Raw genomic sequence first — 13,800 nt, 5'->3', positions numbered from 1 at the left:
TCCCCGCCTGCTCATGGACTGTGCAGACCGCGTCAGGCAGCAGTCAGTTGTCGCACCCACGCGATCGGAGCAAGAAACCGCCCCATCCATTGAGCTGTAAAATCGCGCGTCTCAACCACGAAGGAAATCCGTATGAGCGACGCACTTAAGAAAATTGCAGAAACCCTGGAGGCCGACGCCCCGATCAAGCAGCAACTTGTCGCGGACAATATGGCGCTTTACACCGTTGTGCGCGCACTCGCCGAAGCTAATGCAAACAACCCGGCATTCGTTACTGCGGTCGACACACTGACTGAGTTGCGTGTGTCGAAGCTTATTGCGTCAGAGGCGTCCGACGAGATCATCGAGACATTCAAGCAATCGGTGCGCGACCTGCTCCCGGAAACACTCCGGAAGATCTAAGTACGTCGCGAGCGCTGCGCTCTGCGCGTACCAAAACAGCAATCTGATTGCCGGATTCATCCATAGTGCTCAGGGTCGCCGACAATGCCCTGAGCGCTTCAGCTTCTTCTCCATCGGCCATACCGTACGCTTTCGGATCGTCTTGCACCGCCTCTTTGACGGCCTCAGCTACCCGCTCGCCAAGGATCAGGTCCACCGGGCCAGCTCCAGAGTTTGTACGCATCTCGCGCTCCAATGCAAAAAGCCCTGAGAGCTTTCGCACTCAGGGCTTTGGTATTCATTTCGTAAGGGCGAACGCCCTCCCAACAGATCCCGACTGACAGTTATCGTTGTTGGTCGCGGCGCTCCCGCGATTCAGTACGCCTGTCGGGCGAAGGTTGCGACACGAGTATGCGGTCGCTCATTTATCCAGTGACGCGGTAAAGGATGTGCAAAGTTTAAGCGATCCGCTCTTGAAATGGAATACGTTTCATCCTCGCAATTGCCGACGTAATGTGTCGTACACCGATCCATCTACCGTATCCAACAGCGCGAGCATGTCGTGAAAGCGCCACGACCAGTTCTTACGATACTCGTCGAGCGATACGCCGAGCGCGTGCGCCCTGCCGGCGTCGTCGACCTGCCGCTTGCCGGAACCGGAACAGCAGGGGCAAATATGCCGGCCCTTCGAATCCGAAGCCGGCGACGCAGCGATCCGGCCCATCCCTCCGCAGTCATCGCATGGTTCGTATTCCCGAAAGACCAGCGGCCCGTTACGCCCCTCAAAGAAAGGGATACGCTCCTCTGATACACACACCTTCCCGCTGCCACCGCACACATCGCACGCGTGCGTTGACGTCGTGACGGCACGCGCGTGACGCACGACACCACGCCCCTCACACTCGACACACTGATCGTTCACCCACTCGTCCAGCAACCGCAGCGCGAATCGTTCAATGATGTCGACCTTCGAACGCTCGACAGCGTGCCCCGCACGTTGATCGCGACGCTCGTCGCGCGACAGGCCCGTGAACCGCGCACGCTTGAATCGGCCCGACGTCCGGATCATCTGCGCCAACAGCAACGTTGCACGTCGAATCATCGCAGGCGTCGGCAGCGGCCCTGCCTTGATTCGGGCCAGCAAGCTCCCGAGATCGTTCGCAAAGGCGAGCGCGCCCAAAGTAACTTTAGGATCGGCAATCGGGTCGGTGAACTGACCACGAACGCTCATTGCAACGCCCACCCGCTCTTTCAAATCGATCATCACTCTCTCCTATTCGTCCTAATGTCCCAATGTCCCAATGGAAAAGGCTTGTGGGGGTGCGCGCCTGCGACATGCGCGACATGCGCCGCTCACGTCGCGCATGTCGCGCTGCGCACCCGCACACGAGGCAACGCCTTGGGACGTTGGGACACGGGACGTCACGGCCGGCCATGACCAACCCAATGGCCGGCCGTGACTGATCCCATGGCGCGCCACACGATCACAGCGGACTGTCGTCATCACCCGCTGCGACCAGTTCGCGCTCCACTTCCGGCTGCTGCTCCTCCTTCACGTAGTACCAACCCCGCGATCCGGTCGACTCGCGCTTGCGTACCCACCCGAGCGACTTCAACGCCTTGCCGATACGGCGCTGCTCTGCCAGCGTCCACTTCGACGTGTCGAGCTTCAGAATGTCCGCAAGGATCTCTTCCATCGTCGTGCGCGACACGAATTCCAGGGCCTTGGCGATCTTGTCTTCGTACACGTCGCCTTCGTAGCGCTCCGCCTGCTCGATCTCGAACAGCGGGCGCTCATGCTCTTCAACGTGCCACACAACGCCCGAGCGATATAGGTGTACGGCTTCCGCCCAGAGCTGTTCACGAATGGCCACAATGCCGTCAATGTCGACCAGACCGCCGACACGCAGCGGCCAGTAACGCCGGTTGCCGGACTCATCCTTCAGGTACGTGTCGAAGTTGACCGAGCCAGCGAACACGCACTGACGCGGGACGTCGGTCGCACGCTTGCCGTAGAAGTTGCGGAACCGGTCGACGGCCGTCGCGAAGAAGCTCTTCACCGCCGACGAGTCGGCCTTGTTCAACGAATCCAGCTCGGCCAGCTCGATCACCCACTTACCGGCCAGCACGGCGTACGTGTCTTTGTTGCCGATCTGGATCGGCGTGTCGGTGAACCACGGAGCGCCGGCCAATACCTTCAGCGCCGTCGATTTGCGGTGCCCCTGCTTGCCTTCGAGGATCAGGACGTTGTCGACCTTGCAGCCCGGCTCCATCACGCGCGCGACGGCCGCGATCATCCACTTCGTGAACGCGAGCTGCACATACTCGCTGTCGGCGACACGCAGGTATGTCGACGGCATCGATCGCACGCGCGGCACGCCGTCCCATTTCAGCCCTTCGAGGTATTCGCGCACTTCATGGAAGTGCGTCGCGTCCGCCACCAACAGGACCGCGTTCATCACGATATCGGTCCGCGTGTCGAGGCCGTACCGTTGAGACAACCAGAGAACGGTGCGCTGGTCGTCCATGTCGGTCCACTCGCCCGTAACACCCTGCGGGAACGGCGGCGCACGACGCTTCATCACACGGCCACCGAAGTCGTCCTGTTCGATCACACCCTGCCACGCCTTGTGGTTCGACAGGATCAGGTGCACGTTACCGAGCGTCGGCAACAGCCGGCCCTTGTCCGATCGCGCCAGATCCTGCTCCCACGTGTGTGCGCCGTTCTCTGCCTCACGGCCATCCCATTCCGCCTGTTTCGCGGCAGCGGACGTCGCGGTGGGTTTCGTCGGCGTGGCGTCCGCGGTTGACACAGCAACCATCGCCGGCCGAATCTCTTCGTTAGCTGGCGCGATGACGCGCAAGATTGCCGCCTGCACCTGCGCCTGGACAGGATCGATGCCCTCTTCGACGTGCAGGTCGTTGAAATCGGTCAGCTTGCGCTCGCCGCGATTGGCGAATGCTGGATAGACGACGCTGACGTCGGCGATCGTCGCTGCCGCCTCGTACGCACGCTTCAGGCCCGTGTTCTCGAACCGCTTACGGCGCAACGGCATCACGTCGTTACCGTAGCTCAACTCGACATACGGCACGCCGTTGTCGTCACGACGGCGTGACGCGGCGACCATGTACCACGTATTCTTCGCCTCGATCCGCACCGGTTCAGCGCCAAACACCAGTTCACCCCGGAAAGCGAACTCGTCGGCGAGCCAGTCGCGCATGCGCTGCTCGATCTTCCAGTCGTCGTCGGCGCAGATCAGCACGTGCACATCCGGATACGTCGCACGCAGGTAGCGCACGGCCGGGAGGATGCCCCCCGCGTCGAAGCAGATATCGACAGCGAATGCGTCGCCGATCGCCATGCGGATCGCGCGTGCGGTTGCATACCCTTCGGCCACCAGCACGATCTGGTCGTCTGCACTGACCTCGCCGAGCAGATACGAAGCGCCCTTCTTTTCCATGCCCTTGTTGAAGCGCTTCGCGCCGTCCGGCGTGATCTTCTGCAGGCCGACGAGACGAGCGTCATCGCCATACTGATACATCGGCACGAAGATCGTGCCGTCCGCGTCGAAACGTACGCCTTCGGCCGTGATGCGCTTGCGTTCAAGATATGCGGACTCGCCATGCTCAGCCGCGCGGTTCCACTGATCTCGCGCGCGGTTCGCGGCGAGCTTCGCCTGACGCTCATCGCGCTCCGCCTGCTCACGGTCGGCGGCTTCCTGCCGGCGACGCGTCTCCGCGAGCGCTTCCTCGCTCAGCGGTGCGCCGCTCCATTCGAATCGCTCGGTGCCCGGATCGTCGCCCGAGAAGTGGCCGAACGTACCGCCATAGCCGATCACTGCACCCTTGCTGACGACTTCGCGAAGCTGATACCAGTATTTCTTGCGCGGCCCGTATCGATGATGTTTTCCGTCCGCGACCGGATGGCCGGCAGGCAGGTCAGGATGCCCCGCCGCACGCAATTGCTGAATGATCTGGTCCAGTGTCGCCATTTGAAAATTTCCTCTGTCAAAGTCACTTTGGCCGCATATCGCGGCCAGATCACAAATCGTTAAGTAGCGCCCCGTTAGCTCGCACGCCGGGCCTCATCCAGCTCGACAAGGCGGCGGTCGCGCGCGACCTTGTGAGAGAAGCTGCGCCACGCTCCACGCCCCGCCGCATACGACTGCCGCCCACTCGGCGAGCGGCTGTAGTGCGATGTGCCGCGTCGCAACGCGCTGCTGATTCCGTTCACGTTCACAGGGATCTCCGTTTATTTGCCGCGCAGTCGACGCCACTCGGCCGACATGGAGTCGTCGAACGCGGCAAGGTCCAGCGCGCAGAGACGATCGGTAAGCTGGTCGCGGAACGCGTGACGTTCCGCCTTGGTTGCGAGCGCGGCGCATGGGCGCGCAGCTCGCTCGACGAACAAACGCACGCGGCCCGCTGCATTCGCTTCCGCAAGAATCGGAGCGAGGCGATCAGGGAACGTGGCGATCAGTTCGGATAGCAAGCGTCCCGCGTCGGCGGGGGCACACTCGAATCGGAATGCGAGCGTCGTGCGAGCGCACGTCACTTGCTGTTCACGCGAGCAGCACAGGCCGACCCTTTCACGGTCGGGTCGGCAGCACGCCATGTCGGGCTTAAACCGTTCCATGACGACGACGGCGACGCGCGGCGAGGTTGCGAGCAGCATGAATCAAACGCTGGAACAGACGCTGGCCCTTTCGGCCGGTCGCGATGATCTTCTCGGCGTCTTGATCGTCGATCCGCTGATCCGCCAGCGCACGCGTCACGTCGTCGGCAACGAGGCCCACGTGTGCCTGCAGGTGCAGCGCCGTCGCAACGAGACGCAGCGTGCCGGGTTCACCGACGTCGTCTGCCGCATGGTCGTCGACGTGTTCAGCGACGAGTCCAAAGCGCGCATTCAGCGCATGCAGTGCGTCGAGCGCATGCACCTCGCCCTCGGTCTTCTCCTGCATCCATTCGATCAGCAGCTCGAACATCTCCATCGACAAGCGACTGTCGCCGACACCACGCAGGCGCAGACGGAGCGATTCCGGCGTGATGTTCTTACCGCGCCGGATCGTGAGGTGGTTTGCGGCGTCGGCAACGCCGCCGGGCGTATCGCGAACGGACGTATAGAGCACGTCCAGCCATTCGGTACTGTCGTATCGGCAGGTCATAACGTTTGAGATCGGAGAGTTTCATCCTGTCGTGACGTACGAAACGTCACTAGGATTCGAGATATGCGATCGAAACCGCACCATTAGCTGTTGCAGACTTGAGTTGCGCTTGACGATGGCCCGGATTGACGGACGAACGCCCAATCGACTCGGCCGTTCAGTTCTTCACATCGCACGGCACCACGGCAAAGCTGCTCAATTGGCGGACAGTGTTCGGCCGGCACTCTCCGCCCGGTCTGTTTCCACTGCTGGACCGCAGCTCGAGTAACGCCAAGGCGATCTGCAAGCGACTGCATGGTCAGCCCGGCCGCTTTGGCGGCCCGATCCAAGGGGTGCTCCACGATGTTGTCCATTAGCTTCCATCACCAACACAATGATAGAAATTCTAACATTCAAGAGATAGAAAATATAGCCACCGGGACGCAAGATTTTCTTACCATTGAGCGCATGGACATCGGTGAATGGATAAAGGCGAGCCGCGAAGCTGCCGGCCTCAAGCAGGACGAACTCGCGGAGCGATTGGGCAAGACGCGTGGCAACGTGTCCGCGTGGGAAAACGGCCGTCACGAGCCAAGCTTTGGCCAGATTCTTGAGATCGCGCGTATCACAAAGCACGCAATCCCCATCCCAGGTGTTGCGGACTCACCCATTGGCAACGTTACCCCGGCGAATGTCGGCACGCGTCGTGTACCGTTGATCAGTAGCGTGCAGGCTGGCCTGATGAGCGAGGCGATTACCCCATTTCCACCTGGCGCTGCGTTCGAGTACCTGTTGACCGATCTAGACCTGTCGGATCACGCCTTCGCGCTTGAGGTAGAAGGGGAATCGATGGCGCCGGAGTTTATGCCCGGAGATCGAATCATCGTTGAGCCAGCCATTGCGCCAAGACCGGGAGACTATGTCGTCGCAAAGAACGGCAAAGAAGAAGCCACGTTCAAGAAGTACAGACTTCGAGGCGTAAGCACGACAGGCGCAGAAGTGTTTGAATTGGTGCCGCTAAATTCTGACTACCCGACCATAAACAGCGAGCATGAACCCGTTCGGATCATTGGCGTGATGGTTGAACACCGCCGATACCGCAGGCGCTAACTCGCTCCCCTGCAATCCCGCTTAGGCGGGATTTTTTTTGCCCCCTCGACCCCTGACTATTAGCTTTCATCCCGCAATAGATAGATTCTCTATCTAAAATGATAGTTTTTCTTGCCTTCGATGCGATAGAAAATCTATCATCCTCACGTCTCAACTTACCGTGAGGAACCCATGAAACGCGAACTCCCTAAATTCCGATCGTCGAAGCCCATCGCTCGCCGCTGCCTGCCCGACCGCCAGCTCGACAACCGCCACGACTGGCTCCGCGACGAACAAACGCCCCGCGTCACGCCGTCCGAACCTGCCCGCCAAAGCAACTTTGAAAAGTCCGCTACCTTCCGCTGGACCATCGTCGCCGCCCTGCTGTTCGTCGCGGTCAACATTTTTCAAGACGATCCAGTCGTCGCTCCCACGACCGCCTACCACGTCACCGTCTAATCCGCCTCGACCCTGCCGGGGCGAGCGGCCCCGGCGTCATGGAGACCACCATGCCGCGAATCAAAGCCTGCACCTTTCCCATCGTCGACGTTGAGCGTCGCGACACGCTGTCACTGCGCACCATTACGCGATACGACCGGAACAAACGCCGTCCGTCGACACCGATCCTGATCGGCAAGTACGTTGTCGGACGCCGCCCGTTGGCGGACAGTGTGCATACGGAGTATTTGATCCTCGACGGCACGGAGATCGCCCACAAGCAGATCTCGATCCCGGACGAAGGCAATTGCGCTGACGCGATCAAGCGCCTGCGAGACGCAAAACGTGCGGCGGGCGTGGCGGCATCGAACGCAATCGACAAGGCGAAGAAGACGGGCAAGGCGCGCACCACCGCAGCACCGGAGGTTGCGTAATGGACGATCGCACCCGACAGCTCGACCTGACTGCGCCGATCCCGACCGGGAACATCAAAGCAGCAGCCGCAGCCGCCGGCGCAACGAAGGCAGACCTGTGGATGGTCCCCTACGATCAGTTGCGCTACGATCCGGCCGACAACATCCGTGCGGTTGATACCGAATGGGTGTCACACCTTGCAGCGCTCATGCGGCAGAACGGATACGACAAGGGTTCCCCCCTCCACTGCTACGCCCGAAAAGTTGACGGCAAGGATCTGCTCTACGTTTACAAGGGGCAGCACCGCTATCTCGCGGCGGGGCACGTGATCGCAACCGGGAAAGATTTGGGCAAGATCCCGGTCGTCGTCCGCGACGCGAAGAACGTCAACCGCGCCGAAATTGTGATCGACGGCTATCTGAGTAACAACGGCAAACCATCGTCGCCGCTTGATTTGGCCGCTGCCGTCGCAGAGCTGCGCGACATGCATGGCATGACGCTTGCGGCCATCTGCAAGCGTCTGAATGTCACCGATCAAACGATCCGCGACGTCGGCCTGCTCGAACGGGCACCGACTGAACTGCATCAGCTTGTGCGCAACGGCCAATGCACCGGCACACTCGCGATCGAGCAGATCCGTCTGCACGGCGGCGACAAGGCGCTCGAACGCATCGTAGTCGGGATCTCCAAAGCTGCGGAAGCCGGCAAGACGAAGGTGACGAAAAAGTACCTCGAAGATGCGCCCCAGCTCGATGCGCTTCCGGACCCGATACCATCGTCCGAGCAGACAACACCTGCAGCCGCCAGAACCGACGCCGCACCGCCCACCGCGTCGACGGTCGCGGAAGTGACCGTCACGACGCAGGCGCCAGCACAGGCAGCCCCCCGCCAAAGTGCATCCGCCAAGATCAACGACAAACAGGCAAAGCAACTTTTGCAGGCTCTTCAGGCCGTGCTGCACGATCCCGTTTTCGGTCGACTATCGCCCGGAACGATTCGCGCCGTTCACGCGGCACTTTTGCCGATGGCCGACCTCCTCGACTCGCCGAAGAAGGCGCGGATTTACCCCGTGACGGCACCGGATCAAGACGGCCGCTGCGTTCCTACCGATACCCTTCGCTCGCCCATCAGTAAGCGGACGAAAAAGCCGATCGCTGAGATCTACGTGGCCCAACCAAAAGCAGATCAGTGGATTTGCGCGGCCATGTACAACTTCGGGGACAGCTTCGCATCGACGCCACTGAAGTTCGGCCCGGGCACCTCGATTTATCCGACGCGAATGCAGGCAGCTCAAGAAGGCGCTCGATGGCTTCGGAAGCGTCTCGACAGTGAAAACGTCAAGCGTCAGAAAGATCTGCCGCTCGTCGTTCAGTGGCTCGACGACATTCTCCAGTTTCCCGATCCTGACTGGACGCCGGATATGGCGCAGGTGGCAGCCAAATGACCCTGCGCCCGGCCACTTCTACCCCACGTCCGCTGCCGCGAAAGCGGGAAAACGCGAAGAAGCGCCCTGCGCTCGCACTGGCAAGCGTCGACGGTACTCCAATGCAGTCGAACAGCAGCGGGCTGACGCCCGCAACATCGTTCCAGATCAACGATGCGCCGCACGCGCGGCGAAAAACAAACCAGATTAACGAAGCCTTGGCGGATGCCCGCCAAGGCTGCCTCGCGCGCCTCGACGCTCTTCGCACCGAGATCCGCTCGCTGGTCATCGACATCTCGCACGCGGCCGACGTCGAGCTGCTGGACTTGATGGCCGACGAAATTGGGTCGTTCGCTCGCCACAAAACCGCGCAGGATGCGCGCACCTGGGCCGCGACCGCCGGCATCACACTCGAAACCGGGTTGATGCAACTGGCTCGTGCACTGCCAATCGAGGCCGATGAAGAAACGAAGAATCGAGGAGCATCCGCATGACCGTTGCAATGAAACCGATCTACCTCGATATCGAATCTGTCTCTGCCGCAATCTCCCTGTCGCCGGCCGTCATTCACAAGCTCGTCCGGCAAGAAGAGTTTCCGAAGCCTCGCGCGCTGTCAGGTCGTCGCGTTGGATGGCTCACACGGGAGATCGAGGAATGGGCGGAGGCCCGAACGCCGTCAGAATTCTTGCCGCCACCCAACTGCGGGACTGGTCGACGCAAGGCTAACGCACATGCCCCTGACTGATCGCCTCCAGCTTCGCGCTCAATTTCGACAACCACTGCCGGCGCTCGGCGTCATAGTCGTGACGATTGTAGACACCCCCAACGCCAGGCAGCATGTGCCCGATGATCGCCTCACCGATCTCGTACGGACATCCGAGCGCAGCCAACATGGTGCGAGCCGTTCGACGAAGATCGTGAGGTGCCCAATGGGTCACTGCCAGGCGCGGCCGGACCCGCTTCGGCTTCGTTTCACTGTACGGCATATGGTAGTGCACCGCCGTACCGAACACTTTCTGTTGCATCGGACCGCCATTCTCGGCCGGGAATAACCACCCTTTCCCGTAGCGCTCTAGCCGACGACGAACAATTGCTTCAGCCCGACCAATGAGCGGCACCCGCAGGTCCGTTGCATTCTCGTGGCGAGCGTTTTTCGTTTTGACCTTCGGTATCGTCCACCAAAGGCCGTCCGACTCTTCGGCAATCTCCCGCCCCTCCATAGAGCCAATCTCAGCGCCACGTGTTGCCGTCCAGAGATATAGCGTCAGGGCGTCTTCGACGTTGCGACTGAAGTTCGGCAGCCAATTGATCACCGCCCCCGCCTCAGCGTCACTGAGAAACCTCTTCACGGTTCCAGTCGGCTGCCCCTGAATGCGCTTGCCATTGCTACGCAAACGACCTCGCATGATCTGACGCCACCAGTTCGGCGACGATTCGGGCAGCTTGCCGGCGTCGAGTGCGTAGTCCCATGCAGCGCCCAGCTCAAGCCTGAGCTTCGACGCCTGCACCGGGATGTGGCGAAACGAATCGATCTTGGTAAAGGCACGCTCGCGGGTCAGTTCGGCCGCTGGCGTCTCTGCAATATCGCCGATCATAGTTCTGAACATTCGGGCGACTTCGACCGCTCCCTTCGATTTTCGATTGTGCTCGACGTGTCCTTTCAGGTACGCGGCACACACGTCGCCCACTGTCAGCGAATCCCCTTGCTGTACCATTACGCCGACAGTGCCGAGTGCTTGTCGCTTGGACAGTGCGGGGTCGTTGCCTGCGTTGCGTTGGTCCCTCAAGCGCTCCCATTCGACGGCCGCGCCTGCGATCGACACCGCGGGCCATTCGCCGATTTTGATTTGTCGCATGCGCCCGTCGACGGGCGATTTGTACCGGTAAATCCAGCTACGGCGCGACGCTGTTGCCTCCAGCCTGAGACCGGGACAACCGTCGATGTTCAAATGTGCACCGGGCAAAAGTTGCTTTGCAGTGCGTGCGTCAAACCGCATTCAATCCTCGGCGTAGGTTTCCGCCACACACAGGACAGTACCAGCGTAGGCGTAGGTTGCATGAAGGACAAAAAGCTACGCTGACGATGAGAATTTAGCAAGATGTCGCGACACGGGGAAAGTCGATACCGAAACCCCAGAAACTGACGGAAAGCCTTGATGGATAAGGACGTGCAGGAAATTACGGAACGAAAACAGCAGCTTACAGAAGCTGCATTCAGCAATCACACCCCGATGATGCAGCAGTACCTGCGCATCAAGGCCGACCATCCCGACACGCTTGTCTTCTACCGGATGGGCGACTTCTACGAGCTGTTCTTCGAAGACGCGGAAAAGGCCGCACGCCTGCTCGACCTGACCCTCACGCAACGCGGCGCATCCGCCGGCACGCCGATCAAGATGGCGGGCGTACCGCACCACGCGGTCGAACAGTATCTCGCCAAGCTCGTGAAGATGGGCGAATCGGTCGCGATCTGCGAACAGATCGGCGATCCCGCCACGTCGAAGGGCCCCGTCGAGCGCAAGGTCGTGCGCGTCGTCACGCCCGGCACGCTGACCGATGCAGCACTGCTGTCCGACAAGAACGATGTTTACCTGCTCGCGATGTGCACGGGCCACAACAAGCGTGGCGTCGCGGTCAATGTCGGCCTCGCGTGGCTGAATCTGGCAAGCGGCGCGCTGCGGCTCGCAGAAATCGAACCCGAGCAGCTCGCTGCCGCGCTCGAGCGCATCCGGCCGGCCGAGATCCTGACGCCGGATGGCGCAACCGACGCCGTGCCGGCAGGCGCAGGCGCAAGCAAGCGCGTGCCGGCGTGGCACTTCGACATCGCGTCGGGCACACAGCGCCTGTGCGACCAGCTCGATGTCGCGAGCCTCGACGGCTTCGGCGCACATTCGCTGACGAGCGCGTGCGGCGCGGCCGGCGCGCTGCTGCTCTACGCAGCGGCCACACAGGGCCAGCAGTTGCGGCATGTGCGCAGCCTCAAGGTCGAAAACGAAACCGAGTACATCGGGCTCGATCCGGCCACGCGCCGCAACCTCGAACTGACCGAGACGCTGCGCGGCACCGAGTCGCCGACCCTGTATTCGCTGCTCGACACCTGCTGCACGACGATGGGCAGCCGCCTGCTGCGTCACTGGCTGCATCACCCGCCGCGCGCGTCGGTCGCCGCACAGTCGCGCCAGCAGGCGATCGGCGCGCTGCTCGATGCACCGGCAAACGCGAGCCTCGATGCGCTGCGCAGCGCGCTGCGCCAGATCGCCGACGTCGAACGGATCACCGGGCGCCTCGCACTGCTGTCCGCGCGCCCGCGTGACTTGTCGAGCCTGCGCGACACGTTCGCCGCCCTCCCGGCGCTGCGTGAGCGCATCAGCGCGATCGTCCCGAACGCGGACGCCCTCACCCGCGTCGACGCAGCACTCGCACCGCCCGCCGAATGCCTCGACCTGCTGACGAGCGCGATCGCGCCCGAACCGGCCGCGATGGTGCGAGACGGCGGCGTGATCGCGCGCGGCTACGACGCGGAGCTCGACGAGCTGCGCGACATCTCGGAGAACTGCGGACAGTTCCTGATCGATCTCGAAGCGCGCGAGCGCACGCGCACCGGCATCGCGAACCTGCGCGTCGAATACAACAAGGTGCACGGCTTCTACATCGAGGTCACGCGCGGCCAGACCGACAAGGTGCCCGACGACTATCGCCGGCGCCAGACGTTGAAGAATGCCGAGCGCTACATCACGCCCGAACTGAAGACTTTCGAGGACAAGGCGCTGTCCGCGCAGGAACGCGCCCTGGCGCGCGAGCGCGCGCTGTACGACGCAGTGCTGCAGGCACTGCTGCCGTTCATCCCCGAGTGCCAGCGCGTCGCATCGGCGCTCGCCGAACTCGACCTGCTCGCCGCATTCGCGGAACGCGCCCGCGCGCTCGACTGGGTCGCGCCGACCTTCACCGACGAGATCGGCATCGAAATCGAACAGGGCCGCCACCCGGTCGTCGAGGCGCAGGTCGAACAGTTCATCGCGAACGACTGCCGGTTCGGCACCGAGCGCAAGCTGCTGCTGATCACCGGCCCGAACATGGGCGGTAAGTCGACGTTCATGCGGCAGACCGCGTTGATCGCACTGATGGCTTACGTCGGCAGCTACGTGCCGGCCAGGTCGGCATGCTTCGGCCCGATCGACCGGATCTTCACGCGCATCGGCGCGGCGGACGATCTCGCGGGCGGCCGCTCGACGTTCATGGTCGAGATGACCGAAGCCGCGGCGATCCTCAACGACGCGACACCGCAAAGCCTCGTGCTGATGGACGAGATCGGCCGCGGCACGTCGACGTTCGACGGCCTCGCGCTCGCGTGGGCCATCGCGCGCCACCTGCTGGCACACAACGCGTGCTACACGCTGTTCGCGACGCACTACTTCGAGCTGACGCAACTGCCGGCGGAATTTCCGCAAGCGGCCAACGTCCACCTGTCGGCCGTCGAGCACGGCCACGGCATCGTGTTCCTGCACGCGGTCAACGAAGGCCCGGCCAACCAGAGCTACGGCCTGCAGGTCGCACAGCTCGCAGGCGTTCCGGCGCCCGTGATCCGTGCCGCGCGCAAGCACCTCGCGTACCTAGAACAGCAGTCGGCGTCACAGCACACGCCGCAGCTCGACCTGTTTAGCGCGCCGCCGGTGGCCGCCGACGATCTCGAATGCGCGGACGCACCGGCGCTGCCCGACACACCGCATCCGGCGCTCGAAAAACTGCGCGACATCGATCCCGACGATCTCAAGCCGCGCGAGGCGCTCGACCTGCTGTACGAACTGCGCACGCTGGTCCGGTCGCACGATGCCGACGGGCACGCGTAAGCGCATTCCGCGCGGCCTGCCGGCACGCGCCGCCGCCGCGCTCGTCGCGGCGGTGCTCGCGCTC

14 protein-coding genes are annotated in these 13,800 nt (G+C 62.3%); 8 read left to right on the top strand and 6 right to left on the bottom strand.

Annotated features, from left to right (window positions below):
- The first annotated feature begins 132 nt into the window (after positions 1 to 132).
- Complete coding sequence (locus tag DPV74_RS08365; protein ID WP_119336967.1) at positions 133 to 402, top strand: hypothetical protein; 270 nt, start codon at positions 133 to 135, stop codon at positions 400 to 402.
- A 469-nt stretch (positions 403 to 871) separates the two neighbouring features.
- Here DPV74_RS08365 and DPV74_RS08360 read toward each other — a convergent pair whose 3' ends face one another.
- From DPV74_RS08360 to DPV74_RS08340, 5 genes are all read right to left on the bottom strand, one after another.
- On the bottom strand, positions 872 to 1,645 hold the full coding sequence (locus DPV74_RS08360; protein ID WP_119336966.1) for a zinc finger-like domain-containing protein: 774 nt from the start codon (positions 1,643 to 1,645) through the stop codon (positions 872 to 874).
- A 220-nt stretch (positions 1,646 to 1,865) separates the two neighbouring features.
- On the bottom strand, positions 1,866 to 4,373 hold the full coding sequence (locus DPV74_RS08355; protein WP_119336965.1) for a VapE domain-containing protein: 2,508 nt from the start codon (positions 4,371 to 4,373) through the stop codon (positions 1,866 to 1,868).
- A gap of 260 nt (positions 4,374 to 4,633) precedes the next feature.
- A complete protein-coding gene (locus DPV74_RS08350) occupies positions 4,634 to 5,017 on the bottom strand; it encodes a hypothetical protein (RefSeq protein WP_119336990.1) in 384 nt (127 codons plus the stop codon).
- A complete protein-coding gene (locus DPV74_RS08345) occupies positions 5,004 to 5,546 on the bottom strand; it encodes a phage regulatory CII family protein (protein WP_119336964.1) in 543 nt (180 codons plus the stop codon). Before DPV74_RS08345 ends, DPV74_RS08350 begins: the two co-directional genes overlap by 14 nt.
- A gap of 83 nt (positions 5,547 to 5,629) precedes the next feature.
- Positions 5,630 to 5,899 carry a YdaS family helix-turn-helix protein gene (locus DPV74_RS08340; protein WP_119336963.1) on the bottom strand — a complete coding sequence of 90 codons (270 nt, stop codon included), beginning with the start codon at positions 5,897 to 5,899 and terminating at the stop codon, positions 5,630 to 5,632.
- A 94-nt stretch (positions 5,900 to 5,993) separates the two neighbouring features.
- On the opposite strand from DPV74_RS08340, the gene DPV74_RS08335 reads away from it, so the two are divergent.
- From DPV74_RS08335 to DPV74_RS08310, 6 genes are all read left to right on the top strand, one after another.
- Positions 5,994 to 6,635: a LexA family transcriptional regulator gene (locus tag DPV74_RS08335; RefSeq protein WP_119336962.1), complete on the top strand. Its 642-nt coding sequence runs from the start codon at positions 5,994 to 5,996 to the stop codon at positions 6,633 to 6,635.
- A gap of 171 nt (positions 6,636 to 6,806) precedes the next feature.
- Complete coding sequence (locus DPV74_RS08330; protein WP_240439944.1) at positions 6,807 to 7,073, top strand: hypothetical protein; 267 nt, start codon at positions 6,807 to 6,809, stop codon at positions 7,071 to 7,073.
- A gap of 50 nt (positions 7,074 to 7,123) precedes the next feature.
- Positions 7,124 to 7,486 (top strand): beta-hexosaminidase, encoded by a 363-nt coding sequence (locus DPV74_RS08325; protein WP_119336988.1) that lies wholly within the window; start codon positions 7,124 to 7,126, stop codon positions 7,484 to 7,486.
- A complete protein-coding gene (locus DPV74_RS08320; protein ID WP_119336961.1) occupies positions 7,486 to 8,910 on the top strand; it encodes a pyridoxal phosphate biosynthetic protein PdxJ in 1,425 nt (474 codons plus the stop codon). Before DPV74_RS08325 ends, DPV74_RS08320 begins: the two co-directional genes overlap by 1 nt.
- Positions 8,907 to 9,383 (top strand): hypothetical protein, encoded by a 477-nt coding sequence (locus tag DPV74_RS08315; RefSeq protein ID WP_240439943.1) that lies wholly within the window; start codon positions 8,907 to 8,909, stop codon positions 9,381 to 9,383. Before DPV74_RS08320 ends, DPV74_RS08315 begins: the two co-directional genes overlap by 4 nt.
- Entirely contained in the window at positions 9,380 to 9,634 is a 255-nt protein-coding gene (locus DPV74_RS08310; protein ID WP_244137660.1) for an AlpA family transcriptional regulator, read from the top strand. Before DPV74_RS08315 ends, DPV74_RS08310 begins: the two co-directional genes overlap by 4 nt.
- On the opposite strand, the gene DPV74_RS08305 is transcribed toward DPV74_RS08310, so the two are convergent.
- A complete protein-coding gene (locus DPV74_RS08305; RefSeq protein ID WP_119336959.1) occupies positions 9,612 to 10,886 on the bottom strand; it encodes an integrase family protein in 1,275 nt (424 codons plus the stop codon). The genes DPV74_RS08310 and DPV74_RS08305 overlap by 23 nt on opposite strands.
- A 159-nt stretch (positions 10,887 to 11,045) precedes the next feature.
- Here DPV74_RS08305 and mutS point away from each other — a divergent pair, with 159 nt between their 5' ends.
- Positions 11,046 to 13,736 (top strand): DNA mismatch repair protein MutS, encoded by a 2,691-nt coding sequence (mutS, locus tag DPV74_RS08300; RefSeq protein ID WP_119336958.1) that lies wholly within the window; start codon positions 11,046 to 11,048, stop codon positions 13,734 to 13,736.
- The last annotated feature ends 64 nt before the right edge of the window (positions 13,737 to 13,800 follow it).

The sequence above is a fragment of the Burkholderia sp. HAN2018 genome, assembly GCF_024704855.1.
Classification (GTDB): domain Bacteria; phylum Pseudomonadota; class Gammaproteobacteria; order Burkholderiales; family Burkholderiaceae; genus Burkholderia; species Burkholderia cepacia.
The sequence above is the reverse complement of the archived record's forward strand: the minus strand, read 5'-3'. Positions and strand labels throughout refer to the sequence as shown.

Bases quoted from the DNA above. Each gene is read 5' to 3' on its own strand.
- DPV74_RS08365 (WP_119336967.1), top strand. From the start codon at position 133: ATGAGCGACGCACTTAAGAAAATTGCAGAAACCCTGGAGGCCGACGCC.
- DPV74_RS08360 (WP_119336966.1), bottom strand. From the start codon at position 1,645: ATGATCGATTTGAAAGAGCGGGTGGGCGTTGCAATGAGCGTTCGTGGT.
- DPV74_RS08355 (WP_119336965.1), bottom strand. From the start codon at position 4,373: ATGGCGACACTGGACCAGATCATTCAGCAATTGCGTGCGGCGGGGCAT.
- DPV74_RS08350 (WP_119336990.1), bottom strand. From the start codon at position 5,017: ATGGAACGGTTTAAGCCCGACATGGCGTGCTGCCGACCCGACCGTGAA.
- DPV74_RS08345 (WP_119336964.1), bottom strand. From the start codon at position 5,546: ATGACCTGCCGATACGACAGTACCGAATGGCTGGACGTGCTCTATACG.
- DPV74_RS08340 (WP_119336963.1), bottom strand. From the start codon at position 5,899: ATGGACAACATCGTGGAGCACCCCTTGGATCGGGCCGCCAAAGCGGCC.
- DPV74_RS08335 (WP_119336962.1), top strand. From the start codon at position 5,994: ATGGACATCGGTGAATGGATAAAGGCGAGCCGCGAAGCTGCCGGCCTC.
- DPV74_RS08330 (WP_240439944.1), top strand. From the start codon at position 6,807: ATGAAACGCGAACTCCCTAAATTCCGATCGTCGAAGCCCATCGCTCGC.
- DPV74_RS08325 (WP_119336988.1), top strand. From the start codon at position 7,124: ATGCCGCGAATCAAAGCCTGCACCTTTCCCATCGTCGACGTTGAGCGT.
- DPV74_RS08320 (WP_119336961.1), top strand. From the start codon at position 7,486: ATGGACGATCGCACCCGACAGCTCGACCTGACTGCGCCGATCCCGACC.
- DPV74_RS08315 (WP_240439943.1), top strand. From the start codon at position 8,907: ATGACCCTGCGCCCGGCCACTTCTACCCCACGTCCGCTGCCGCGAAAG.
- DPV74_RS08310 (WP_244137660.1), top strand. From the start codon at position 9,380: ATGACCGTTGCAATGAAACCGATCTACCTCGATATCGAATCTGTCTCT.
- DPV74_RS08305 (WP_119336959.1), bottom strand. From the start codon at position 10,886: ATGCGGTTTGACGCACGCACTGCAAAGCAACTTTTGCCCGGTGCACAT.
- mutS (WP_119336958.1), top strand. From the start codon at position 11,046: ATGGATAAGGACGTGCAGGAAATTACGGAACGAAAACAGCAGCTTACA.